Origin of the sequence: Pseudomonas canadensis (assembly GCF_000503215.1) — a bacterium.
GTDB classification, from domain to species: Bacteria; Pseudomonadota; Gammaproteobacteria; order Pseudomonadales; family Pseudomonadaceae; genus Aquipseudomonas; species Aquipseudomonas canadensis.
Genome location: NZ_KI628539.1, coordinates 1,015,439 through 1,039,539 on the forward strand (window position 1 = coordinate 1,015,439; position 24,101 = coordinate 1,039,539).

Consider the following 24,101-nt stretch of genomic DNA (forward strand, 5'->3'; position numbering starts at 1 on the left):
TGAACAAGGAGTTATGACATGCAATCGCGCCACTTGAAGTTGCTCGCCGCCGCCACATTGACCGCATGGTCCCTCACTGCCGGGTTGGCACACGCCGCCGGCGTCCTGACCATCGGCTGCCGTGAAGACAGCACCACGTTCGACCCGATCAAAAGCGCGCAAAACCGCGACACTTGGGTATTCGCCAACGTCTACGACACCCTGGTACGTGTCGACAACCTGGGCACCAAGATGGAGCCGGGCCTGGCCGAAAGCTGGGACATTTCCAAGGATGGCCTGACCTACACCTTCAAACTGCGTGATGCGAAGTTCTCTGATGGCTCGGCGATCACCGCTGACGATGCCGCGTTCAGCCTGTTGCGCATCCGCGACAACAAGGCTTCGCTGTGGGCTGATCCGTTCAACCTGATCAACACGGCCAAGGCGTCGGACCCGAAAACCCTGGTGGTCACGCTGAAGACCCCGGCGGTAGCCTTCCTCTCGCAGTTGGCGTCGCCGACGGTGTCGATCCTGTCGGAAAAAGCCATGACCAAAATGGGCGAAGACGCCTACTCGGAAAATCCGGTGACTTCCGGCGCGTTTACCGTGGACGAGTGGCGCAAGGGTGATCGGGTGATTCTGAAGAAGAACCCGAACTTCTGGCAGGCCAAGAACGTGAGCCTGGATGGCGTGGAGTGGGTCTCCGTGACCGACGACAACACGCGCATGCGCATGGTGCAGAACAATGAGCTGGACACGGCGATCTTCGTACCCTTCTCGCGGGTTGAAGAGCTGAAGAAAGACAAGAACGTGGTGATCCACGCCGACCCCTCCACCCGTGAAGATCACCTGCTGATCAACCACGATCACGGTCTGCTGGCCAAGCCGGAAGTGCGTCAGGCGCTGGACATGGCCATCGACAAACAATCGCTGGTGAAGACCGCCACTTACGGTCAAGGCACCGTGGCTTATTCCTACATTCCAAAGGGCTCGTTGTACCACTACGCCAACAACCTGCAACGTCCGTATGACCCGACCGCTGCGAAGAAGCTGCTGGAACAGGCCGGTGCCAAGGACTTGAAGCTCAACTACGTGGTCAACGCCGGCAACGAAGCCGACGAGCAGATTGCGGTGATCATCAAGGACCAATTGGCCAAGGTCGGCGTGACCGCCAACCTGCAAAAGGTCGACCCGACCCAGAGCTGGCAGATGCTGGTGGACGGTGAGTACGATATTTCGGTGATGTACTGGACCAACGACATCCTCGACCCGGACCAGAAGACCACCTTCGTGCTGGGCCATGACACCAACCAGAACTACATGACCCGTTACAAGAACGACAAGGTCAAGGCATTGGTGGCGCAAGCGCGCATCGAGGCGGACCCGGTCAAGCGTGAGCAGATGTATGTGGAACTGCAGAAGCTGGCGAAACAGGACGTAAACTGGATCGACTTGTACTACAGCCCGTACATCAACATCTCACGCAAGAACGTGAGCAACTTCCTGCAAAACCCGCTGGGCCGTTTCACCCTCGAAGAAGTGGTGAAAAACTAACCCTGCGCACCTGATGTGGGACGAGACCTGTGGTGAGCGGGCTTGCCCCGCGTTGGGCTGCGAAGCGGCCCCATAGAGTCACCGCGATCTAACAGAAAGACCGCGGTGTCAGATTTTAGGGCCGCTTCGCAGCCCAGCGCGGGGCAAGCCCGCTCACCACAAAAGCCCGCTTCCACAGTGGCTTCGCGGTGTTCAGGGCCTATTGCGCGTCGAACGCCTGGCCGTTGATGCCGGTACTGTCCGGCCCCATCAGGTACAGGTACACCGGCATGATCTCTTCCGGAGCAGGCCGCTCCATCGGGTTTTCCCCGGGATACGCCTGGGCGCGCATGCTGGTGCGCGTGCCACCTGGATTGATGCTGTTGGAGCGAACCGCTGCCACATCCTCAAGCTCATCGGCCAAGGTTTGCATCAAGCCTTCGGTCGCAAACTTCGACACGCCATAAGCGCCCCAGTAAGCCCGACCCTTGCGCCCGACACTGCTGGAGGTGAACACCACCGACGCATCCTGGGACAATTTGAGCAGCGGCAACAGCGTGCTGGTCAACATGAACATCGCGTTGACGTTCACGTGCATCACCCGCATGAAATTGTCACCGGACAACTGCTCGATCGGCGTGCGTGGGCCGATGATCGAGGCGTTGTGCAGCAGGCCGTCGAGGTGGCCGAATTCCTTTTCGATCATCGCGGCCAGCTCATCGTATTGATGGGGCAGGGCGGTCTCCAGGTTGAACGGAATCACCACCGGTTGCGGCTGGCCGGCTGCTTCGATTTCGTCATACACCTGGGCCAGGTTGGCTTCGGTCTTGCCCAGCAACAGCACGGTGGCGCCATGGGCGGCGTAGGTTTTCGCCGCCGCCGCGCCAATCCCGCGACCGGCGCCGGTCACCAGGATCACCCGGCCTTTGAGCAGTTCTGGACGTGCGGAGTAATCAAACATAAACAACCTCGACAGAATTCACAGAAAATCCAAGCACCCCTTGTAGGAGCGAGCTCGCTCGCGAAAAACGTCAACGATAACGCGGGGTATCTGGATCAACGCGGCGATCTCGGGTTCTTCGCGAGCAAGCTCGCTCCTACAGAGGGGAGCGAACCATCAGCAACTGCACAGTGCGTTATCCAGCACCTTGCGCAGTTCCAGCGGGTGATCCACCACCACATCGGCGCCCCAATGGCGCGGATTGTCGTCCGGGTGGATGTAGCCGTAGGTGACCGCTGCAGTGCGCGTGCCGGCGTCGCGGCCGGACTCGATATCGCGCAGGTCGTCGCCCACGAACAGCACGCTGGCCGGGTCCAGGTCGAGCATCTTGCACGCCAGGATCATCGGCTCCGGGTCCGGCTTGCTGTTCTTCACATGATCGGGGCAGATCAGCAGCGCCGAGCGCTCGGCCAGGCCCAGTTGCTGCATGATCGGTTCGGCAAAGCGCAGTGGCTTGTTGGTGACCACGCCCCAGACCAGCTTGGACTTCTCGATGTCCTCCAGCAGCTCGGCCATGCCGTCGAACAGTTTGCTGTGGACCGCGCACCCTTTGAGGTAGCGCTCGAGAAACTCTTGGCGCAGCTCCTCGAAGCCTGGGGATTCCGGGTCCATGGAAAAGGTCACGGCCACCATCGCCTTCGCACCGCCGGAAATTTCATCGCGGATGTGCTGGGGGTTGATCGGCCCCAGGCCGCGGTCGGCGCGCATGGCCTGGCAGATGGCGATAAAGTCTGGAGCGGTATCCAGCAGGGTACCGTCCATGTCGAAGAGAACCGCTCGCAACTTCACAGGCTCACTCCTCGCGCAGGGTTTGGATCATGTAGTTGACGTCAACGTCGTTGGCCAGCTTGTAGTGCTTGGTCAGCGGGTTGTAGGTCAGGCCGATGATGTCCTTGACGGTCAGCCCGGCCTGGCGGCTCCACGCGCCCAGCTCGGACGGGCGGATGAATTTCTTGAAGTCATGGGTGCCGCGCGGCAGCAGCTTCATGATGTATTCGGCGCCGATGATCGCGAACAGGTAGGCCTTGGGGTTGCGGTTGATGGTGGAGAAGAACACTTGGCCGCCGGGCTTGACCATGCGGAAGCACGCGCGGATCACCGAGGACGGGTCCGGTACGTGTTCGAGCATTTCCAGGCAGGTGACCACGTCAAACTGCTCGGGCATTTCTTCGGCCAGGGCTTCGGCGGTGATCTGGCGGTATTCCACGCTCACGCCGGATTCCAGTTGATGCAGTTGGGCCACGGCCAAGGGCGCTTCGCCCATGTCGATGCCCATCACGGTCGCGCCGCGCTGGGCCATGGCTTCGCTGAGGATGCCGCCGCCGCAACCCACGTCCAACACCTTCTTGCCGGCCAGGTTGACGCGCTCGTCAATCCAGTTGACCCGCAGCGGGTTGATATCGTGCAGCGGCTTGAATTCGCTCTCGCGGTCCCACCAGCGGTGGGCCAGGGCTTCAAACTTGGCGATTTCGGCGTGGTCGACGTTGCTCATGGTGAATCCTCTAAACCTGATAAATCGTTTGGTCAGTCCTGAACCCAGGGGTTCAAAACCTTCGTTATTCGTTGTGCCCGCTGATGCGTTGGCCCCAGGCGATGGCCGTGGCGGTCAACTGTTGTTCATCCATGCGGGTCAATTGCCGGTCGTCGAGCAACTGCTTGCCGGCGACCCAAAGGTGTTTCACACAATCGCGTCCGGTGGCATATATAAGCTGCGAGACCGGATCGTAGATCGGTTGTTGCGCCAGCCCCGACAGATCGAAGGCGACGATATCCGCCGCCTTGCCGACCTCCAGCGAGCCGATCTCGCTTTCCAGGCCCATGGCCCGTGCACCGTTGAGGGTGGCCATGCGCAGGGCGCGATGGGCATCCAGCGCGGTGGCCGAACCGGCGACAGCCTTGGCCAGCATCGCTGCGGTGCGGGTTTCGCCCAGCAGATCGAGGTCATTGTTGCTGGCGGCGCCATCGGTGCCGATGGCCACGTTCACGCCAGCCTGCCACAGCCGCTCCACCGGGCAAAAGCCGCTGGCCAGTTTCAGGTTGGATTCCGGGCAGTGAATGATGCTGGTGTTGCTTTCTACCAGCAAAGCCAGATCATCCTCGCTGATTTGGGTCATATGAACGGCCTGGAAGCGCGGGCCCAAGAGCCCGAGGCGACCCAGGCGCGCTAATGGCCGTTCGCCAGTCTGCTCGACCGCTTGCTGTACTTCAAAGGCGGTTTCGTGAACATGCATGTGGATCGCGGCGTCCAGCTCTTCGGCGATCACGCGGATTTTCTCCAGGTTGTCATCGCACACGGTGTAGGGCGCGTGGGGGCCGAAGGTAATCTTGATGCGCGGGTGGTGCTTAAGGTCGCCGAATAGCTCGACGCCCTGGCGAATCGCCTCGTCGGGCGTGCTGGCGCCGGGGATCGGAAAGTCTAGGATCGGGATCGCAATCTGCGCGCGCATGCCACTGTTGTGCACGCAGTCACTGGCGACCTTGGGGTAGAAATACATGTCGGAGAAGCAGGTGATGCCGCCCTTGAGCTGTTCGGCGATGGCAAGGTCGGTGCCGTCGCGTACGAAGGCTTCGTCGACCCACTTGGCCTCGGCGGGCCAGATATGTTTTTCCAGCCAGGTCATCAGCGGCAGGTCGTCGGCCAGGCCCCGGAACAGGCTCATTGCCGCGTGCCCGTGGGCGTTGATCAGGCCGGGGCTGAGCAGCATGCCGGGCAGTTCGCGCACTTCGTTGGCTGAAAGCTTCAGCGCTGCGGCCCGTGGGCCGATAAACGCAATGCGCCCGTCGCGGATGCCCAGACCGTGCTCCTTGAGCACCACGCCAGCGGGTTCGACCGGTACCAGCCAGGTTGGCAGCAACAATAAGTCGAGCGGGGCGGCAGTGGCAGTCATCGCAGGCTTCTTCCCAGGCAGCTATAAAAGAAGGGCGAAGTATACCCGAGCGTCCTGGCTGGCGGATCGCTATAATCGGCGGCTTTGTTTATGAGTGCGGAGTAAGGGATGCGCGATCGACTGTTGGCAGCCGAGAAAGTGAAGGCCATCGATTGGCGTGATGGCGCGCTGTACCTGCTCGATCAGCGTGCCTTGCCGTCCCGGGAAAGCTGGGTGGCCTGCGTGACGGTCGATGAAGTGGCGGCCGCCATTCGTTCGATGGTGGTGCGCGGTGCGCCGGCCATTGGCATCAGTGCCGCCTATGGCTTGGTGCTGGCCGCCCGTGAGCGCATCGCCGAGGGTGGTGACTGGCAGGCCGCATGGGAAGAAGACTATGCACTGCTGGCCGATACCCGACCCACCGCGTCGAATCTGTTCTGGGCGTTGAAACGCATGCGCGACCGCCTGGACCGCGTCAAAAAACACGCCGATCCGCTGGCGGTGCTGGAGGCGGAAGCGATTGCCATCCATGAAAGTGATCGCGAAGCCAACCTCACCATGGCGCAGTTGGGTGTCGAGCTGATCCGCAAGCACCAGGGCAATGCCCAGGCCATCCTCACTCACGGCAACGCAGGCGCCCTGGCGACCGGCGGTGTCGGTACGGCGCTCGGGGTGATTCGTGCGGCCTATCTGGAAGGCATGGTCGAGCAGGTCTACGCCAATGAAACCCGGCCCTGGCTGCAAGGTTCGCGGCTGACCGCCTGGGAGCTGGCGGGCGAGGGCATCCCGGTGACGGTGAATGCCGACTCGGCCGGCGCGCACATCCTCAAGACCAAAGGCGTGACCTGGGTGATCGTCGGCGCCGATTGCATTGCCGCCAATGGCGATGTGATCAGCAAGATCGGCACTTACCAGTTGGCCGTGTGTGCAATGCACCACGGCGTGCGCTTCATGGTGGTGGCGCCGAGTTCGACCTTGGACCTGATGATGGCCACTGGCGATGATGTCGCCCTGGAAGAGCGCGATACCGGCGAGTTGCTGGAAGTCGCCGGCCAGCGTTTCGCAGCCGATGTGAGCGCCTACAATCCGGTGTTTGACGTGACTCCGGCCGACCTGATCGACGTGATCGTGACCGAAAAAGGCGTGGTCGAGCGGCCGGACACCGCCAAGCTGGCCAAGTTGATGTGCCGTAAGCGCCTGCATTAAGCCAATTTGCCCCTGAAAACGGGCATGGATCCAGCTCTGAGCCCCTCTCGTCGCCCTCAAGCCTGTCACCCGTCAACTTACTATGCTCCATGCGCATCAGGGGGATAGGTGCGTGGCGGCGATTGTGATAACATCCGGCGGTTTCCAGGGTTGCCCCGAGGGGTGGCCTATAACGTGCAGATCCGTGTCATAACTCGTTGATTTGTCGTAAGTCGTTGTCAGGCACTCTGCCGGCAGCGGCGAGCTTCGTTCGTCCCATATGGATGTGACGAGGTTTCACCCGAAAAAGGAATCAGGCTTCTCATGGGCGAACTGGCCAAAGAAATCCTCCCGGTCAATATCGAAGACGAGCTGAAACAGTCCTACCTCGACTACGCGATGAGCGTAATTGTCGGTCGGGCACTGCCTGATGCGCGCGATGGCTTGAAGCCCGTGCACCGGCGTGTGCTGTTCGCGATGAGCGAGCTGGGTAACGACTGGAACAAGCCGTACAAGAAATCTGCCCGTGTTGTCGGTGACGTGATCGGTAAGTATCACCCCCACGGCGACACTGCGGTGTACGACACCATCGTTCGGATGGCCCAGCCGTTTTCCCTGCGCTACCTGCTGGTAGACGGCCAGGGTAACTTCGGTTCGGTCGACGGCGACAACGCCGCGGCCATGCGATACACCGAAGTGCGCATGACCAAGCTGGCGCACGAGCTGCTGGCCGACCTGCATAAAGAAACCGTGGACTGGGTGCCGAACTACGACGGCACCGAAATGATCCCGGCGGTCATGCCGACCAAGATCCCCAACCTGCTGGTCAACGGTTCCAGCGGTATCGCCGTGGGCATGGCGACCAATATCCCGCCGCACAACCTCGGTGAAGTCATCGACGGTTGCCTGGCGCTCATCGACAACCCCGAGCTGACCGTCGACGAGCTGATGCAATACATCCCGGGCCCGGACTTCCCGACCGCTGCGATCATCAACGGTCGCGCCGGCATCATCGAAGCCTACCGCACCGGTCGTGGCCGCATTTACATGCGCGCCCGCTCGATAATCGAAGACATCGACAAGGTCGGTGGCCGTCAGCAGATCGTCATCACCGAACTCCCGTACCAGTTGAACAAAGCGCGTCTGATCGAAAAGATCGCTGAGCTGGTTAAAGAGAAGAAGCTCGAAGGCATTACCGAGCTGCGCGACGAGTCCGACAAAGACGGTATGCGCGTGGTGATCGAGCTGCGTCGTGGCGAAGTGCCTGAGGTGATCCTCAACAACCTCTACGCCCAGACCCAGTTGCAAAGCGTGTTTGGTATCAACGTGGTTGCGCTGATCGACGGCCGCCCGCGCATCCTGAACCTCAAGGATCTGCTGGAAGCCTTCGTCCGTCACCGCCGCGAAGTGGTCACCCGCCGTACCGTGTTCGAACTGCGCAAGGCCCGCGAGCGTGGGCACATCCTGGAAGGTCAGGCTGTGGCGTTGTCGAATATCGACCCGGTTATCGCCTTGATCAAGGCTTCGCCAACCCCGTCGGAAGCCAAGGAAGCGCTGATCAGCACGCCTTGGGAATCCAGCGCCGTGGTGGCCATGGTTGAACGTGCCGGCGCCGATTCGTGCCGTCCAGAGACCCTGGACCCGCAATACGGTCTGCGCGAAGGCAAGTACTTCCTGTCGCCAGAGCAAGCCCAGGCCATCCTGGAGCTGCGCCTGCACCGCCTGACCGGCCTGGAGCACGAAAAGCTGCTGGCCGAGTACCAAGAGATTCTCAACCAGATCGGCGAGTTGATCCGCATCCTCAGCAGCGCCGTGCGCCTGATGGAAGTGATCCGCGAAGAACTGGAAGTGATCCGCGCCGAATACGGCGACGTGCGTCGCACCGAGATCCTTGATGCCCGCCTCGACCTGACCCTGGGTGACATGATCCCGGAAGAAGAGCGCGTGGTGACCATCTCCCACGGCGGTTATGCCAAGACCCAGCCATTGGCTGCGTACCAGGCCCAGCGCCGTGGCGGTAAAGGTAAATCGGCTACCGGCGTGAAGGACGAGGACTACATCGCTCACCTGCTGGTCGCCAACAGCCACACCACGCTCCTGCTGTTCTCCAGCAAGGGCAAGGTGTACTGGCTGAAAACCTACGAGATCCCGGAAGCGTCCCGCGCTGCCCGTGGTCGTCCGCTGGTCAACCTGCTGCCGCTGGACAGTGATGAGTACATCACCACCATGCTGCCGGTCGAGGAATACACCGAAGGTCACTTCATCTTCATGGCTACCGCCAAAGGCACCGTGAAGAAGACCCCGCTGGAATCCTTCAGCCGTCAGCGCAGTGTGGGCCTGATCGCCCTGGAGCTGGACGAGGGTGACGTACTGATCTCCGCTGCCATCACTGATGGCGAGCGTGAAGTCATGCTGTTCTCCGACGGCGGCAAGGTCACGCGCTTCAAGGAATCCGACGTTCGCGCCATGGGCCGTACCGCTCGCGGTGTGCGCGGCATGCGCCTGCCGGAAGGGCAGAAGCTGATTTCGATGCTGATCCCGGAAGAAGGCAGCCAGATCCTCACCGCTTCCGAGCGTGGTTATGGCAAGCGTACAGCCATCAGCGAGTTCCCGGAGTACAAGCGTGGCGGCCAGGGCGTGATCGCCATGGTCAGCAACGACCGCAATGGCCGTCTGGTCGGCGCGGTCCAGGTGCTCGACGGCGAGGAAATCATGCTGATTTCCGACCAGGGCACCCTGGTACGTACCCGTGTGGCCGAAGTGTCGAGCCTGGGCCGTAACACCCAGGGCGTGACCCTGATCAAGCTGGCCAAGGACGAGAAACTGGTCGGCCTGGAGCGTGTCCAGGAGCCGTCGGAAGTCGAAGGCGAGGAGCTGGAAGGTGAGGAGTTTGACGGCGAGGTGATCGCAGCCGGCGATGACAACGTCGACGAGCCCACCCTCGATGCTGCCGCAGACGAAGAAGAACCGCAGGAATAAGCGGACACACAGGGGGCGGATGAAGATTCGCCCCCTTGTTGTTTGTCCCCTTTGAAACATGTGGAAGCTGGCTTGCCTGCGATGGCATCACCACGGTATCACTGACGTACCGAGGCGCCTGTATCGCAGGCAAGCCAGCTCCCACAACGGTCCGCTCCGGAAACAGAGCGTTACCGAACATGATTGCAGCCCCACCAGATCAGAGTGAGATTGGATGTGAGCAAGAGAGCCTATAACTTCTGTGCCGGTCCCGCGGCGCTTCCTGAAGCAGTCCTGCAGCGTGCGCAGGGTGAACTCCTCGACTGGCATGGAAAAGGCCTCTCCGTGATGGAAATGAGCCATCGCAGCGATGAGTTCGTGTCCATCGCCACCAAGGCCGAGCAGGATCTGCGCGACTTGCTGGACATCCCATCCAACTACAAAGTGCTGTTCCTGCAGGGCGGCGCCAGCCAGCAGTTCGCCCAGATCCCGCTGAACCTGCTGCCGGAAGACGGCACGGCTGACTATATCGACACGGGCATCTGGGGCCAGAAGGCCATTGAAGAGGCTTCCCGTTACGGTCACGTGAACGTCGCGGGTACCGCCAAGCCTTACGACTACTTCGCCATTCCCGGTCAGAACGAGTGGAAGCTGTCGAAGGACGCTGCCTACGTTCACTACGTTGCCAACGAAACCATCGGCGGCCTGGAGTTTGACTGGGTGCCGGAAGTGGGTGACGTGCCGCTGGTGTGCGACATGTCCTCGGACATCCTCTCGCGTCCTATCGATGTGTCCAAATACGGCATGATCTACGCCGGCGCGCAGAAGAACATCGGTCCGAGCGGCATCCTGGTCAACATCATCCGTGAAGATCTGCTCGGTCGCGCCCGTTCGCTGTGCCCGACCATGCTCAACTACAAGGTCGCGGCCGATAACGGCTCGATGTACAACACCCCGCCGGCGTTCGCCTGGTACCTGTCCGGCCTGGTCTTCGAGTGGCTGAAGGAGCAGGGCGGCGTCGCCGCCATGGGCAAGCTGAATGAAGAGAAGAAGCGCACCCTGTACGACTTCATCGACGCCAGCGGCCTGTACAGCAACCCGATCAATCTGACGGACCGCTCGTGGATGAACGTGCCGTTCCGGCTGGCTGACGACCGTCTGGACAAGCCATTCCTGGCAGGTGCCGACGAGCGTGGGCTGCTGAACCTCAAGGGTCACCGTTCGGTCGGTGGCATGCGCGCGTCCATTTACAACGCCGTCGACATCCACGCGATCAACGCGCTGGTTGCCTACATGGCGGAGTTCGAAAAGGAACACGGCTAATGTCTGAGCAAGAACTCAAGGCGCTGCGCGTACGCATTGACAGCCTGGACGAGAAAGTCCTGGAACTGATCAGCGAGCGCGCGCGGTGCGCCCAGGAAGTGGCACGGGTCAAGATGGCGTCCCTGGCTGAAGGCGAAGTGCCGGTGTTCTACCGTCCGGAGCGTGAAGCCCAGGTGCTCAAGCGTGTCATGGAGCGCAATAAAGGCCCGCTGGGCAACGAAGAGATGGCGCGGTTGTTCCGTGAAATCATGTCTTCGTGCCTGGCCCTGGAGCAGCCGCTGAAAGTGGCTTACCTCGGTCCTGAGGGTACTTTTACCCAAGCGGCGGCCATGAAGCACTTCGGCCACGCGGTGATCAGCAAGCCAATGGCGGCGATCGACGAAGTGTTCCGTGAAGTGGCGGCCGGTGCGGTGAACTTTGGCGTGGTGCCGGTGGAAAACTCCACCGAAGGTGCGGTCAACCACACGCTGGACAGCTTCCTCGAACATGACATGGTGATCTGCGGCGAAGTCGAGCTGCGTATCCACCATCACCTGTTGGTGGGCGAGAACACCAAGACCGACAGCATCAGCCGTATCTACTCCCACGCCCAGTCCCTGGCCCAGTGCCGCAAGTGGCTGGACGCGCATTACCCGAATGTCGAGCGCGTAGCGGTCTCCAGCAATGCCGAGGCGGCCAAGCGGGTCAAGGGTGAGTGGAACTCGGCGGCCATCGCCGGTGATATGGCAGCGGGCCTGTATGGCCTGACGCGCCTGGCCGAGAAAATCGAGGATCGCCCGGACAACTCCACGCGTTTCCTGATGATCGGCAGCCAGGAAGTGCCGCCAACGGGCGACGACAAGACGTCCATCATCGTCTCCATGAGCAACAAGCCCGGCGCGCTGCATGAGCTGCTGGTGCCGTTCCACGACAACGGGATTGACCTGACGCGCATCGAGACTCGTCCTTCGCGCAGCGGTAAATGGACTTACGTGTTCTTTATCGACTTCATCGGCCACCACCGCGACCCGCTGGTCAAAGGTGTGCTGGAGAAAATCAGTCAGGAGGCCGTGGCACTCAAAGTGCTGGGCTCTTACCCGAAAGCGGTTTTGTGAGGCTTTAACATGAGTGGCAACTTCCTCGCCCTGGCTCAGCCGGGCGTGCAACAACTGTCGCCTTACGTTCCGGGCAAGCCTGTGGACGAGTTGGCGCGTGAGTTGAACCTGGATCCGGCGAACATCGTCAAGCTGGCCAGCAACGAAAACCCGCTGGGTCCGAGCCCTAAAGTGTTGGCGGCGATTCGTGAAGAGCTGGCTGAGCTGACCCGCTACCCCGATGGCAACGGTTTTGCCCTCAAGTCGCTGTTGGCGCAAAAGTGCCGGGTCGAGTTGAACCAGGTCACCTTGGGCAATGGCTCCAACGACATTCTTGAGCTGGTGGGTCGTGCGTACCTGGCCCCAGGCTTGAATGCGGTGTTCAGCGAGCACGCGTTTGCGGTCTATCCGATCGTGACCCAGGCGGTCGGTGCTGATGCGCGCGTTGTTCCTGCGAAGGATTGGGGTCACGACCTGCCAGCGATGCTGGCGGCGATCGACGCCCAGACCCGCGTGGTGTTTATCGCCAATCCGAACAACCCGACCGGCACCTGGTTCGACGCGCAAGCGCTGAATGACTTCCTGCAAGACGTGCCGGAACACGTGCTGGTTGTGCTGGACGAGGCCTACATCGAATACGCCGAAGGCAGTGATTTGCCGAACGGCCTGGATTACCTGGCGGCGTACCCGAACCTGCTGGTCTCGCGTACGTTCTCCAAGGCGTATGGCCTGGCGTCGCTGCGGGTCGGCTATGGCCTGTCCACCGCTGTAGTTGCCGATGTGCTGAACCGTGTGCGCCAGCCGTTCAACGTCAACAGCCTCGCCCTGGCGGCGGCCTGTGCGGCGGTGAAGGATGCCGAGTACCTGGAAGAAGGTCGTCGCATCAACGAAAGCGGCATGTTGCAACTGCAGGAAGGCTTCCGTGAGTTGGGCCTGGGTTGGATTCCGTCCAAGGGCAACTTCATTTGTGTCGACCTCGGCCAAGTAGCTGCGCCGGTGTTCCAGGGCCTGTTGCGCGAAGGCGTGATCGTGCGTCCGACCGCCAACTACGGCATGCCGAACCACCTGCGCATCACCATCGGCCTGCCGGCAGAAAACGCCCGCTTCCTGGAGGCGCTGGCCAAGGTTCTGGCCCGTGGTTGATGTCACTGCATTGCAACCTGCTGTGCCTATGATCGGTCGCCTGGTGGTGGTCGGTCTGGGATTGATCGGCGGCTCCTTTGCCAAAGGCCTGCGTGAAAGCGGGCTGTGTGGCGAAGTGGTCGGTGTGGACCTGGACCCACAATCGCGCAAGTTGGCGGTTGAGTTGGGCGTGGTGGATCGCTGTGAGGCGGACCTGGCGCTCGCGTGCCAAGGCGCAGACGTGATTCAGTTGGCCGTGCCGATCCTGGCCATGGAGAAATTGCTCGCCGTACTGGCGGGCATGGACCTGGGCCAGGCGATCCTGACGGACGTCGGCAGTGCCAAAGGCAATGTGGTGCGCGCGGCGCAACGGGCCTTTGGTGGTATGCCGGCGCGTTTTGTGCCCGGGCATCCGATTGCCGGCTCCGAGCAGAGCGGCGTGGAGGCGTCCAATGCGCAGCTGTTCCGTCGCCATAAAGTCATCCTGACGCCGCTGGAGCAAACCGATCCGGCTGCATTGGCGGTGGTGGATCGTTTGTGGCGTGAGTTGGGTGCGGATGTCGAGCATATGCAGGTCGAGCGTCATGACGAAGTGCTGGCCGCGACCAGTCATCTGCCGCATTTGCTCGCATTCGGCCTGGTGGACTCCTTGGCCAAACGCAACGAAAACCTCGAGATTTTCCGATACGCCGCCGGTGGCTTCCGTGATTTCACGCGTATTGCCGGCAGCGACCCGGTGATGTGGCACGACATCTTCCTCGCCAATCGCGAAGCGGTGTTGCGCACCCTGGACACCTTCCGCAGCGACCTCGACGCCTTGCGCGACGCGGTTGATGCCGGAGATGGCCATCAATTATTGGGTGTGTTCACCCGTGCGCGGGTGGCGCGTGAGCATTTCAGCAAGATCCTGGCGCGCCGGGCCTACATGGAAACCGCAGTGAACGCTGATGAGTTGACCTTCCTCGCCGAACCGGGTGGCCGCTTGAGCGGGCGTATTCGGGTGCCGGGCGACAAGTCAATCTCCCACCGTTCGATCATGCTGGGTTCGTTGGCTGAGGGTGTGACTGAGGTCGAAGGTTTCCTTGAAGGTGAAGATGCCCTGGCGACCTTGCAGGCATTTCGCGACATGGGCGTGGTGATTGAGGGCCCGCACCATGGGCGCGTGACCATTCATGGCGTAGGGCTGCATGGCCTGAGACCGGCGCCGGGGCCGATTTACCTGGGTAACTCCGGCACTTCCATGCGGCTGCTGTCGGGTTTGCTGGCCGCGCAGAGTTTCGACAGTGTGCTGACTGGCGATGCGTCCCTTTCCAAGCGCCCGATGAATCGCGTAGCCAAGCCCCTACGGGAAATGGGTGCAGTGATCGAGACCGGGCCAGAAGGGCGTCCGCCGCTGACCATTCGTGGTGGCCAGTCGTTGAAAGGCCTGGCTTACGCGATGCCGATGGCCAGTGCCCAGGTCAAATCCTGCCTGTTGCTGGCCGGGTTGTACGCTGAAGGCAAAACCGCGGTGACCGAGCCTGCGCCGACCCGCGACCATACCGAGCGCATGTTGCGTGGCTTTGGCTATCCGGTGGCGGTGGAGGGCGCGACGGCATCGCTGGAGTCCGGTCATGCGCTGACGGCTGCCCATATAGAAGTGCCGGGGGATATTTCTTCTTCGGCGTTCTTTCTGGTGGCAGCTTCGATTGCCGAGGGTTCTGAGTTGCTGCTGGAGCATGTGGGTGTCAATCCGACGCGTACCGGCGTGATCGATATCCTGCGGCTGATGGGCGCGGATATCACCTTGGAAAACCAGCGTGAGGTGGGTGGAGAGCCTGTCGCGGATCTGCGCGTAAGAGCGGCAGCGTTGAAGGGTATCGAGATTCCTGAAGCGTTGGTGCCGTTGGCGATCGATGAGTTTCCAGTGTTGTTCGTCGCCGCGGCCTGTGCCCAGGGACGAACGGTGTTGCGTGGCGCTTCAGAGCTGCGTGTGAAGGAGTCCGACCGTATCCAGGTCATGGCCGACGGTCTGTTGGCGCTGGGCGTTAAGTGTGAACCGACCCCTGATGGGATTATCATTGAGGGTGGCCTGATGGGCGGTGGTGAAGTGCATGCCCATGGTGATCACCGGATTGCCATGGCATTCAGCGTGGCTTCCCTACGGGCGGCGGCGCCGATTCGTATCCGTGACTGCGCCAATGTTGCTACGTCTTTTCCGAATTTTCTTACACTGTGTGCCCACGTCGGCATCCGTGTTGCCCAAGAGGCTCAATTGTGAATATCAAAGCACCGGTGATTACCATCGACGGGCCAAGCGGCTCGGGCAAAGGCACGATCGCCGGCATCCTGGCCAAGCGCCTGGGCTGGTGCCTGCTGGATTCTGGCGCGCTGTACCGCCTGCTGGCGTTCGCCGCGCGCAACCATGGCGTCGACCTGACCAACGAAGAATCCCTGAAGCTGCTGGCGGCGCATCTGGATGTGCAGTTTGTCGGCGCGACGGAAGGTCATCCCCAGCGCATCATCCTTGAAGGGGACGATGTGACGGATGACCTGCGCAACGAGCAGGTCGGCTCGTGGGCGTCCCAGGTTGCCGCGCTGCCGGCCGTGCGTGATGCGCTGCTGCAGCGTCAGCGGGCTTTTCAAGAGCCGCCGGGCCTGGTGGCTGATGGCCGTGATATGGGAACCGTAGTGTTTCCCGAGGCGCCATTGAAGATTTTCCTGACCGCCAGCGCCGAGGAACGGGCTCGCCGCCGCTACTTGCAGTTGAAGGGCAAAGTCGATGGTGTTAGTCTGTCGAGTCTGCTAGATGAGATCCGTGCACGCGATGAGCGTGATACCCAGCGCGCAGTAGCCCCGCTCAAACCGGCGGCTGATGCCATACAGCTGGATTCCACGGAGTTGTCCATCGAGCAGGTGCTGGAACGCATCTTGAGTGAAATCGCCATTCGCGATATCACCGGGTGATCAAGAAGGCCGCAGGGGACCAGTCATAGTCCTGCGGTGGCTTCTTTTAACTGAAACTGACCCACACCGTCTGGGGTGTGGAGATGGGCGTATTCTTCGCCCTTATCAACAGGAATTAAAATGAGCGAAAGCTTTGCGGAACTCTTTGAAGAAAGCCTAAAAACCCTGAACCTTCAGGCAGGCTCCATCATCACCGGTGTTATCGTTGATATCGATTACCAAGCTCGCTGGGTAACCGTTCACGCTGGTCTGAAGTCTGAAGCTCTGATCCCGCTGGAACAGTTCTACAACGATGCTGGTGATCTGACAATCAATGTCGGTGACGAAGTTCACGTTGCTCTGGACTCGGTTGAAGACGGTTTCGGTGAAACCAAGCTGTCCCGTGAAAAAGCCAAGCGCGCTGAATGCTGGATTGTTCTCGAAGCAGCCTTCGCAGCTGAAGAAGTGGTCAAGGGCGTTATCAACGGTAAGGTTAAAGGCGGCTTCACTGTCGACGTTAACGGCATCCGTGCGTTCCTGCCAGGTTCTTTGGTCGACGTTCGTCCTGTGCGCGACACCACGCACCTGGAAGGCAAAGAACTCGAATTCAAGGTCATCAAGCTCGACCAGAAGCGCAACAACGTTGTCGTTTCCCGTCGCAGCGTCCTGGAAGCAGAGAACTCCGCCGAGCGTGAAGCTCTGCTGGAATCCCTGCAGGAAGGCCAACAAGTCAAAGGTATCGTCAAAAACCTCACCGACTACGGCGCATTCGTCGACCTGGGTGGCGTGGATGGCCTGCTGCACATTACCGACATGGCTTGGAAGCGTATCAAGCATCCTTCCGAAATCGTCAACGTTGGCGACGAGATCGATGTCAAGGTTCTGAAATACGATCGCGAGCGCAACCGTGTTTCCCTGGGCCTGAAGCAACTGGGTGAAGATCCATGGGTTGCTATCAAAGCCCGTTACCCAGAAAGCACTCGCGTTACCGCGCGTGTTACCAACCTGACCGACTACGGCTGCTTCGCTGAGCTGGAAGAAGGCGTGGAAGGCCTGGTGCACGTTTCCGAAATGGACTGGACCAACAAAAACATCCACCCTTCGAAAGTCGTACAAGTCGGCGACGAAGTGGAAGTTATGGTTCTGGACATCGACGAAGAGCGTCGTCGTATCTCCCTGGGCATCAAGCAGTGCAAATCTAACCCATGGGAAGATTTCTCTGGCCAGTTCAACAAGGGCGATAAAATCTCCGGCACCATCAAGTCGATCACCGATTTCGGTATCTTCATTGGTCTGGACGGCGGCATCGACGGCCTGGTTCACCTGTCCGACATCTCCTGGAACGAAGTGGGCGAAGAAGCTGTTCGTCGTTTCAAGAAGGGCGACGAGCTGGACACCGTTATCCTGTCGGTTGACCCAGAGCGCGAGCGTATCTCCCTGGGTATCAAGCAACTGGAAAGCGATCCGTTCTCCGAGTACGTTCAAGAGAACGACAAAGGCGCAATCGTTAAAGGCACTGTGAAAGAAGTTGACGCCAAAGGCGCCATCATCGTTCTGGCCGACGATATCGAAGCGACTCTGAAAGCCTCCGAAATCAGCCGTGACCGCGTTGAAGATGCGCGTAACGTTCTGAAAGAAGGCCAGGAAGTAGAAGCCAAGATCATCAGCGTTGATCGCAAGAGCCGCGTAATCCAACTCTCCATCAAGTCGAAAGACGAAGTTGAAGAGAAAGAAGCTATTCAGAGCCTTAAATCTGCTCCGGAAGCTGCACAAGGCGAGACCACCATGGCCTCCCTGCTGCGCGAAGCAATGGCTAAGCAGAACTAAGTTCTGTAAAGCTGTAGAAAAAGGGCGACTTCGGTCGCCCTTTTTTGTGCTTGAAATTCGTTGAATCAACAACCTAGAACCAAGGCGTTCAGCTCAGTGTCAGAACTGGCTATAGTCTTAAGAAAAAAGCGGTTCCCGTGTTGTAGCTTCAGTAAGGATTTGAATGAACAGGCTTATCGTAGTACTCGCCGTGGTAATGCTCGCAGGCTGCTCCGCTACGAGCGCCAAGACCCATGCCAAGCGCGGCGTCAGTGGTATCGAGATCGACTGCTCAGGGCTTGGCAACAACTGGCAGAAGTGCGAGAAGCGCGCCACTCGAGAGTGCAAGATGCAAGGCTACAAGGTCATCACCAGGTCCAGTGATGCCCAGGATGAAGAGGGTGACTCTCTCTTTGGCTGGAACCCCGCCGGCGCAGTGACGCGGACGATGCTGGTGATCTGCAATTGAACGAATAGCACCTTCAATGCGGGGGTTTATTCAACCGGCAGATAAGTTTATGCATGGGCTGTTCAAATTCATCAAGTCATGCTAAAACCTTCGGAGCGCTTTTCCTAGCTGCTTGAAAAAGAAGGGAAAAATATGACGAAGTCGGAGTTGATCGAACGAATTGTCACCCATCAAGGGCTGCTCTCATCCAAGGATGTCGAGTTGGCTATCAAGACCATGCTTGAGCAAATGTCCCAATGCCTGGCGACCGGGGATCGCATTGAGATCCGTGGGTTTGGGAGCTTTTCCCTTCACTATCGCGCGCCGCGTGTGGGCCGTAACCCGAAAACCGGCCAGTCCGTCAGTCTTGACGGCAAGTTCGTACCTCACTTCAAGCCGGGTAAGGAATTGCGTGATCGTGTGAACGAAGACGAGGAAGAAGGCGTCTGATCGACTTTCAGGAGAATGTTATGTCTAGACTTGCGCGCTTTGCATCGATTGTATCTGTTTTGTTCTTCGCGCTCGTTGTCGTTTTTTTTGTGCTCGAGAATCAGCAAGGTGCGACACTGTCGTTTTTAGGCTGGTCCACGGTTGAGCTACCTGTTTCAGTTTTCACCTTGCTGGCGTTACTCGTGGGAATGATTGTTGGGCCTGCACTAGGTGTGGTGCTTGGCCGTAAGAGAATACGTCAGAAGGCCTGATCGATATGTGCTTTAGGGTTGCCGTAGTCTTATGCTCGAACCATGCGGCATTTTATCCTCTCGGCAAGCGAAGCCTGACATAAGGGCGAGCTAGTCCTCCTATTTTAAGGTGGGGCTTTTTACTGCTCTGACGAAGTCTTTAAGCGTTTATCTGTATGAAATCTTCCGTCATGTCACTTCAATAACCAGTCAGCGTTAATCTCCCTAGGGTGTCGAGTCTGGTGCCCATCCTCTCATTGCCGTTTGGGCATGTCCTCACGCATCCGTGTTCGCTTTTGACTTTAAGGATGCAGGCCTTAAAATAGCCACCAATTTCCATGCCCTTCATCTTTAACTGCACCACACCAAGCTTATTTTTCGGGCTGTTTGCTAACGAGCTTCGACGTTTTCCTTGAACCTCTTCACCGTTGAGCATTCCGGGGCGGCAGGTTGGCTTTGTTGGTCTGCAGGCATTGAGGTGAGTGGCCGACTAGAAGCTTGTCGTGATGTGCGCGTTGCTTTAGGACTTACTATGTTCAGCGGAAAAACGCTTCTAATCACCGGTGGCACCGGTTCATTCGGCAACGCCGTCCTCAAGCGTTTCCTCGACAGTGGTATCGCAGAAATCCGCATCTTCAGTCGCGACGAGAAGAAGCAGGACGACATGCGTAAGCGTTATGCCGACACCAAGCTGAAGTTTTACATAGGTGATGTGCGCGACTACCAGAGCGTTCTCAATGCCACGCGCGGCGTGGATTACATTTTTCACGCTGCTGCTCTGAAACAGGTGCCTTCCTGCGAGTTTCATCCCATGGAGGCGGTCAAGACCAACGTTATTGGCACTGAGAATGTCCTGGAAGCCGCTATCCAGAATTCGGTCAAACGAGTGGTTTGCCTGAGCACCGACAAGGCTGTCTACCCGATCAATGCCATGGGTATCTCCAAGGCAATGATGGAAAAAGTCATGGTTGCCAAATCCCGTAACGTGGATGATGCCAAGACGGTTATCTGCGGTACTCGCTACGGTAACGTCATGGCTTCACGAGGTTCTGTGATTCCTCTGTTCATCGAACAGATTCGTGCAGGTCAGGCATTGACGTTGACTGATCCGAGCATGACGCGCTTCATGATGACGCTGTCGGACGCCGTGGACTTGGTGTTGTATGCTTTCGAGCACGGCTGCAATGGTGATCTTTTTGTTCAGAAGGCACCAGCGGCGACAGTTGAAACCCTGGCCAAGGCTTTGACCGCAATGGTCGGTAAGCCTAAGCATCCTATCCAGGTCATCGGTACTCGTCATGGCGAAAAGCTGTTTGAAGCGCTGCTGAGCCGTGAAGAAATGGCTTGCGCTGAAGACAGGGGCGATTACTACCGCATTCCGCCCGACCTGCGTGACTTGAACTACTCAAAATTTGTAGAGCAGGGCGAAGAAAAAATCTCTCGCACAGAAGACTACAACTCTCATAACACTGAGCGGTTGGATGTGGCCGGCATGCAACGGCTGCTGCTCAAACTCGAGTTCATGAAGGCAATCCAGCGTGGCGAACTCGCTACGCCGGAGGAGTGAGTGATGAAGGTACTGATCACCGGCGCCAACGGGTTTGTCGGTAAGAACCTGATAGCGCATTTAAGTGAGCGCAGTGATATCGACGTGGTTGCCTTTACCCGTGATAACAACATCGCTCAATTGCCCGCGCTGGTTGCCGAAGTTGATTTTGTCTTCCACCTTGCGGGGGTTAATCGTCCGCAATCGTCCGAGGAGTTCAAGGTTGGCAACGCTGATTTGACCCTGGCTCTGTGCGACGCAATCAAGATGAGTGGCAAGCCCACTCCCGTGCTTTATACCTCCTCGACCCAGGCTGATCGCGATAATCCCTACGGCATCAGCAAACTGGCTGCTGAGCATGCATTGCATGATCTACAGGCGAGCCACGGTTCCAGGGTTCATGTTCTGCGCCTGCCCAACGTGTTCGGAAAATGGGCGCGGCCTGATTACAACTCGGCCGTGGCGACTTTCTGCCATAACATCACCCGAGGCCTGCCGATCCAAGTCAATGATCGACACGCGATGGTCAGCCTGGTTTACATCGACGATGTGGTCGACTATTTCACCCAGCTAATGGACACGGGCTCGCCTCACGATTCAGTTGATCAGGTGGCCCCGGTGTATAGCATTTCTGTGGGGGAGTTAGCGGATCAGCTGCATGCGTTTCGCGACAGTCGCGACACGCTGATCAGCGAGGCCGTTGGCACAGGCCTGGTGCGAGCACTTTATTCCACCTACGTCAGTTACCTGCCGGTCGAGCAATTTACCTACGACGTTCCGAAGTACGGTGATCCACGCGGCGTTTTTGTTGAAATGCTGAAGACCCGGGACAGTGGGCAGTTTTCCTATTTCACCGCCCACCCTGGCGTGACACGGGGCGGTCATTATCACCACTCCAAGACCGAGAAATTCCTGGTAATCAAAGGCAAGGCCTGCTTTCGCTTTCGCCATATAGTATCTGGGGAGTTTTATGAGCTGCTTACTGAGGGTGAGCAACCGCGGATAGTGGAAACGGTGCCTGGCTGGACTCACGACATTACCAATGTCGGGGAGGAAGAGATGATCGTCATGCTCTGGGCCAATGAGATCTTTGATCGTGAGCGCCCGGACACCTTTGCAATGCCGGTGGGTACTCAAGCCTGAGCATGGGCGCGTCAGGCAATGCATGGGGCGGACGGCTCCGATGCCAATGATTCTGGAAGAGTGTTGAAATGAAAAAAATGAAAGTTGTCACGGTTGTGGGGACGCGCCCTGAAATCATTCGCCTGTCGCGGGTGATAGCCAAGCTTGACGAGCACTGTGAACACATCCTGGTGCATACCGGGCAGAACTACGATTACGAATTGAACGAGATTTTTTTCCAGGATCTTGGCATTCGCAAGCCTGACCATTTTCTCAACGCTGCCGGCGCAAGTGGTGCGCAAACGATCGGCAACGTGATCATTGCGGTGGATCAGGTGCTGGAGGACGTGAAGCCCGAAGCCCTCCTGATCCTCGGTGACACCAACAGCTGCATGGCTGTGATTCCGGCCAAGCGCCGCAAGATCCCGACATTTCACATGGAAGCCGGCAATCGCTGTTTTGACATGCGCGTGCCTGAAGAAATCAATCGCCGCATCGTTGATCACACCGCTGACATCAACCTGACCTACAGCAGCATTGCGCGTGATTATCTGTTGAGCGAAGGGCTGCCGCCGGACAGGGTGATCAAGACGGGCAGTCCTATGTTTGAAGTGCTCAATTACTACCGCGATGGCATCGAGGCCTCGGATGTACTGGAGCGGCTTGGCCTGGAGGCCGGCAAGTTTTTCGTCGTGAGTGCGCATCGCGAAGAGAATATCGATTCCGACAAGAACTTCCTCAAGTTGGTCGAAGTGTTGAACACCGTCGCTGCCCATTACGACTTGCCGGTGATCGTAACCACTCACCCTCGTACGCAAAAGCGCGTCGATGCCATGGGTGTGAAGTTCCACAAGAATGTGCAATTGCTCAAGCCGTTGGGGTTCAAGGATTACAATAAGTTGCAACTGACAGCCAAAGCGGTGCTGTCGGACAGCGGCACCATCAACGAAGAGTCATCGATTCTCAATTTCCCCGCGCTGAATCTGCGAGAAGCCCATGAGCGGCCGGAAGGGATGGAAGAGGCGGCTGTCATGATGGTCGGCCTGGAGGTCGAGCGTGCCATGCAAGGCTTGCAGCTTCTGGAAAACCAGGCATCGGGGCAAGAGCGGACGCTACGGCTTGTCGCCGATTACAGCATGCCCAATGTCGCTGAAAAGGTCGTGCGGATTATCCATAGCTACCGTGACTACGTCATGCGCACCGTATGGAAGCAATATTGATTGGACAGGCTCTCCCAGGAAAAGCCACTCAAGATATTGGTGGTGACCCAATACTTTTGGCCCGAAAACATGCGCATCAACAACATGGTCGAAGGCTTTGTCGCCAAAGGCCATGAGGTGACGGTGCTCACCGGCTTGCCTAATTATCCGGAAGGGCAGGTCTTTGCTGATTTTCGGCGTGATCCCACGCAGTTCTCCAGTTATCGGGGGGCTCGCGTTATCCGAGTGCCGATGCTGGCGCGAGGCAAGGGCAACTTCACGCTGGCCATGAATTACCTCTCGTTTTTCAGCAGTGCCTCTATCGTTGGCAGTTACAAACTGCGCGGCCAGTCGTTCGATTCGATCTTTGTATATGGTGTGTCGCCAATCATGGGGGCAATCCCAGCCCTGGTGCTGGGTCGCTTGAAAAAGGCCCCGGTGTTCATCTGGGTACTGGACCTGTGGCCGGAAAGTCTCAGGGCGGTGGGGGTTATCGAAAGCCCTCGGCTGCTTAGACTGGTTGGCAAGGTGGTCTCCTGGATCTACAACCGTACCGATTACTTGCTGTTGCAGTCACGTTCGTTCGACGAGAACGTCAAGCAATACTGCACGCGTGCGATGGGCACAGATCGGTTGGTGTATTTCCCCAGCTGGGCCGAGGATGATTTTTCGGGGGAGGTGCAAGCGCCTTCTGAGCTGCTGCAGCGCGACGATACGGTGTTTACGATCCTCTTTGCCGGCAACATTGGTGACGCGCAGGATTTTCCAGCGATCATGGCGGCAGTCAATGCGGTCAAGGCGGACCTGCCTGTGCGCTGGGTGATTGTGGGGGATGGCCGGGCCAGTCAATGGCTGACCAAGCATGTGGCGGAGAACCGAATGGATAACGTCCTGCTGCTCGGAAGGCATCCGCTGGAAAAAATGCCGGCACTGTTCGCCGCTGCGGACGCTTTGTTGGTGTCGTTGAGGACTAATGACGTTTTCGAGAAAACCATCCCGGGTAAGGTCCAGGCTTATCTGGCATCGGGAAAACCCGTGATTGCCATGATTGACGGCGAGGCGGCCAACGTTGTTGCCGGGTCGGGAGCTGGCATGGTGTGTGGTTCTGGCGATGCCCTGGGACTCGCGAATATTGTGCGCACCATGGGGGCGTTGCCCAAGCCCGAGCTCGAGAGTATGGGCTTGTTGGGCAGACGTTATTATCTTGAGCATTTTTCCAAGGAGACCTTGTTCGACCGTCTTGAGGCGCTTTTCCGGAAGGCTACCCTGAGGCGCAACGAAAAATGACCGCAAGCCTTCATTCATCGATGCCGTTCCTGGCTGTGCTGCCTGAAC

The 24,101-nt window shown here is 58.8% G+C and carries 20 protein-coding genes; 16 read left to right on the forward strand and 4 right to left on the reverse strand.

Translation table 11 applies throughout. From position 1 onward, the window contains the following. Positions 1-18: 18 nt before the first annotated feature. Positions 19-1,533 carry an ABC transporter substrate-binding protein gene (locus U367_RS0127705; RefSeq protein WP_028619464.1) on the forward strand — a complete coding sequence of 505 codons (1,515 nt, stop codon included), beginning with the start codon at positions 19-21 and terminating at the stop codon, positions 1,531-1,533. 199 nt (positions 1,534-1,732) lie between these two features. Here U367_RS0127705 and U367_RS0127710 read toward each other — a convergent pair whose 3' ends face one another. From U367_RS0127710 to U367_RS0127725, 4 genes are all read right to left on the reverse strand, one after another. After that, positions 1,733-2,473: a YciK family oxidoreductase gene (locus tag U367_RS0127710; protein ID WP_028619465.1), complete on the reverse strand. Its 741-nt coding sequence runs from the start codon at positions 2,471-2,473 to the stop codon at positions 1,733-1,735. A 156-nt stretch (positions 2,474-2,629) separates the two neighbouring features. After that, the gene (gene mupP / locus U367_RS0127715; protein WP_028619466.1) at positions 2,630-3,301 is read right to left on the reverse strand and encodes an N-acetylmuramic acid 6-phosphate phosphatase MupP; all 672 of its coding nucleotides are present in this window, start codon (positions 3,299-3,301) and stop codon (positions 2,630-2,632) included. 4 nt (positions 3,302-3,305) lie between these two features. Further along, positions 3,306-4,004, reverse strand: coding sequence for a bifunctional 2-polyprenyl-6-hydroxyphenol methylase/3-demethylubiquinol 3-O-methyltransferase UbiG (ubiG, locus tag U367_RS0127720; RefSeq protein ID WP_003189760.1), 699 nt, complete (start codon positions 4,002-4,004; stop codon positions 3,306-3,308). A 64-nt stretch (positions 4,005-4,068) separates the two neighbouring features. Then, positions 4,069-5,400: a TRZ/ATZ family hydrolase gene (locus U367_RS0127725; RefSeq protein WP_028619467.1), complete on the reverse strand. Its 1,332-nt coding sequence runs from the start codon at positions 5,398-5,400 to the stop codon at positions 4,069-4,071. A gap of 108 nt (positions 5,401-5,508) precedes the next feature. On the opposite strand from U367_RS0127725, the gene mtnA reads away from it, so the two are divergent. The 15 genes from mtnA to U367_RS0127800 all read left to right on the forward strand — a co-directional run bounded on the left by mtnA (position 5,509) and on the right by U367_RS0127800 (position 24,053). Then, on the forward strand, positions 5,509-6,585 hold the full coding sequence (gene mtnA / locus U367_RS0127730) for an S-methyl-5-thioribose-1-phosphate isomerase (protein WP_028619468.1): 1,077 nt from the start codon (positions 5,509-5,511) through the stop codon (positions 6,583-6,585). 303 nt (positions 6,586-6,888) lie between these two features. Continuing rightward, a complete protein-coding gene (gene gyrA, locus U367_RS0127735; RefSeq protein ID WP_028619469.1) occupies positions 6,889-9,543 on the forward strand; it encodes a DNA gyrase subunit A in 2,655 nt (884 codons plus the stop codon). Positions 9,544-9,759: 216 nt separating this feature from the next. Beyond that, positions 9,760-10,845, forward strand: a complete 1,086-nt coding sequence (gene serC / locus U367_RS0127740; protein ID WP_028619470.1) for a 3-phosphoserine/phosphohydroxythreonine transaminase — start codon at positions 9,760-9,762, stop codon at positions 10,843-10,845. After that, positions 10,845-11,939, forward strand: a complete 1,095-nt coding sequence (gene pheA, locus U367_RS0127745; RefSeq protein ID WP_003172650.1) for a prephenate dehydratase — start codon at positions 10,845-10,847, stop codon at positions 11,937-11,939. The genes serC and pheA overlap by 1 nt, the downstream gene beginning before the upstream one ends. A gap of 9 nt (positions 11,940-11,948) precedes the next feature. Beyond that, positions 11,949-13,061, forward strand: coding sequence for a histidinol-phosphate transaminase (gene hisC / locus U367_RS0127750; RefSeq protein WP_028619471.1), 1,113 nt, complete (start codon positions 11,949-11,951; stop codon positions 13,059-13,061). Between the two features lie 28 nt (positions 13,062-13,089). Beyond that, positions 13,090-15,300, forward strand: a complete 2,211-nt coding sequence (locus U367_RS0127755) for a bifunctional prephenate dehydrogenase/3-phosphoshikimate 1-carboxyvinyltransferase (protein WP_028619472.1) — start codon at positions 13,090-13,092, stop codon at positions 15,298-15,300. Further along, a complete protein-coding gene (gene cmk / locus U367_RS0127760; RefSeq protein ID WP_028619473.1) occupies positions 15,297-15,986 on the forward strand; it encodes a (d)CMP kinase in 690 nt (229 codons plus the stop codon). The genes U367_RS0127755 and cmk overlap by 4 nt, the downstream gene beginning before the upstream one ends. Positions 15,987-16,106: 120 nt before the next feature. Further along, positions 16,107-17,792 carry a 30S ribosomal protein S1 gene (gene rpsA, locus U367_RS0127765; protein ID WP_016975322.1) on the forward strand — a complete coding sequence of 562 codons (1,686 nt, stop codon included), beginning with the start codon at positions 16,107-16,109 and terminating at the stop codon, positions 17,790-17,792. Between the two features lie 163 nt (positions 17,793-17,955). After that, entirely contained in the window at positions 17,956-18,240 is a 285-nt protein-coding gene (locus U367_RS0127770; protein WP_028619474.1) for a hypothetical protein, read from the forward strand. 132 nt (positions 18,241-18,372) lie between these two features. Beyond that, positions 18,373-18,669: an integration host factor subunit beta gene (ihfB, locus tag U367_RS0127775; protein WP_003218804.1), complete on the forward strand. Its 297-nt coding sequence runs from the start codon at positions 18,373-18,375 to the stop codon at positions 18,667-18,669. Positions 18,670-18,689: 20 nt separating this feature from the next. Then, positions 18,690-18,920, forward strand: coding sequence for a lipopolysaccharide assembly protein LapA domain-containing protein (locus U367_RS0127780; protein ID WP_028619475.1), 231 nt, complete (start codon positions 18,690-18,692; stop codon positions 18,918-18,920). 511 nt (positions 18,921-19,431) lie between these two features. After that, positions 19,432-20,466: a polysaccharide biosynthesis protein gene (locus tag U367_RS0127785; RefSeq protein ID WP_028619476.1), complete on the forward strand. Its 1,035-nt coding sequence runs from the start codon at positions 19,432-19,434 to the stop codon at positions 20,464-20,466. A 3-nt stretch (positions 20,467-20,469) separates the two neighbouring features. Then, on the forward strand, positions 20,470-21,588 hold the full coding sequence (wbjC, locus tag U367_RS0127790; RefSeq protein WP_028619477.1) for a UDP-2-acetamido-2,6-beta-L-arabino-hexul-4-ose reductase: 1,119 nt from the start codon (positions 20,470-20,472) through the stop codon (positions 21,586-21,588). Between the two features lie 68 nt (positions 21,589-21,656). Further along, complete coding sequence (gene wecB / locus U367_RS0127795) at positions 21,657-22,787, forward strand: non-hydrolyzing UDP-N-acetylglucosamine 2-epimerase (RefSeq protein WP_028619478.1); 1,131 nt, start codon at positions 21,657-21,659, stop codon at positions 22,785-22,787. Further along, a complete protein-coding gene (locus tag U367_RS0127800; protein WP_028619479.1) occupies positions 22,788-24,053 on the forward strand; it encodes a glycosyltransferase family 4 protein in 1,266 nt (421 codons plus the stop codon). Positions 24,054-24,101 lie beyond the last annotated feature (48 nt).

What these genes read in the sequence shown, in the direction of transcription:
- U367_RS0127705 (WP_028619464.1), top strand. Translation starts at nt 19, where the DNA reads ATGCAATCGCGCCACTTGAAGTTGCTCGCCGCCGCCACATTGACCGCA.
- U367_RS0127710 (WP_028619465.1), bottom strand. Translation starts at nt 2,473, where the DNA reads ATGTTTGATTACTCCGCACGTCCAGAACTGCTCAAAGGCCGGGTGATC.
- ubiG (WP_003189760.1), bottom strand. Translation starts at nt 4,004, where the DNA reads ATGAGCAACGTCGACCACGCCGAAATCGCCAAGTTTGAAGCCCTGGCC.
- U367_RS0127725 (WP_028619467.1), bottom strand. Translation starts at nt 5,400, where the DNA reads ATGACTGCCACTGCCGCCCCGCTCGACTTATTGTTGCTGCCAACCTGG.
- mtnA (WP_028619468.1), top strand. Translation starts at nt 5,509, where the DNA reads ATGCGCGATCGACTGTTGGCAGCCGAGAAAGTGAAGGCCATCGATTGG.
- gyrA (WP_028619469.1), top strand. Translation starts at nt 6,889, where the DNA reads ATGGGCGAACTGGCCAAAGAAATCCTCCCGGTCAATATCGAAGACGAG.
- pheA (WP_003172650.1), top strand. Translation starts at nt 10,845, where the DNA reads ATGTCTGAGCAAGAACTCAAGGCGCTGCGCGTACGCATTGACAGCCTG.
- hisC (WP_028619471.1), top strand. Translation starts at nt 11,949, where the DNA reads ATGAGTGGCAACTTCCTCGCCCTGGCTCAGCCGGGCGTGCAACAACTG.
- U367_RS0127755 (WP_028619472.1), top strand. Translation starts at nt 13,090, where the DNA reads ATGATCGGTCGCCTGGTGGTGGTCGGTCTGGGATTGATCGGCGGCTCC.
- rpsA (WP_016975322.1), top strand. Translation starts at nt 16,107, where the DNA reads ATGAGCGAAAGCTTTGCGGAACTCTTTGAAGAAAGCCTAAAAACCCTG.
- U367_RS0127770 (WP_028619474.1), top strand. Translation starts at nt 17,956, where the DNA reads ATGAACAGGCTTATCGTAGTACTCGCCGTGGTAATGCTCGCAGGCTGC.
- ihfB (WP_003218804.1), top strand. Translation starts at nt 18,373, where the DNA reads ATGACGAAGTCGGAGTTGATCGAACGAATTGTCACCCATCAAGGGCTG.
- U367_RS0127780 (WP_028619475.1), top strand. Translation starts at nt 18,690, where the DNA reads ATGTCTAGACTTGCGCGCTTTGCATCGATTGTATCTGTTTTGTTCTTC.
- U367_RS0127785 (WP_028619476.1), top strand. Translation starts at nt 19,432, where the DNA reads ATGTTCAGCGGAAAAACGCTTCTAATCACCGGTGGCACCGGTTCATTC.
- wbjC (WP_028619477.1), top strand. Translation starts at nt 20,470, where the DNA reads ATGAAGGTACTGATCACCGGCGCCAACGGGTTTGTCGGTAAGAACCTG.
- wecB (WP_028619478.1), top strand. Translation starts at nt 21,657, where the DNA reads ATGAAAAAAATGAAAGTTGTCACGGTTGTGGGGACGCGCCCTGAAATC.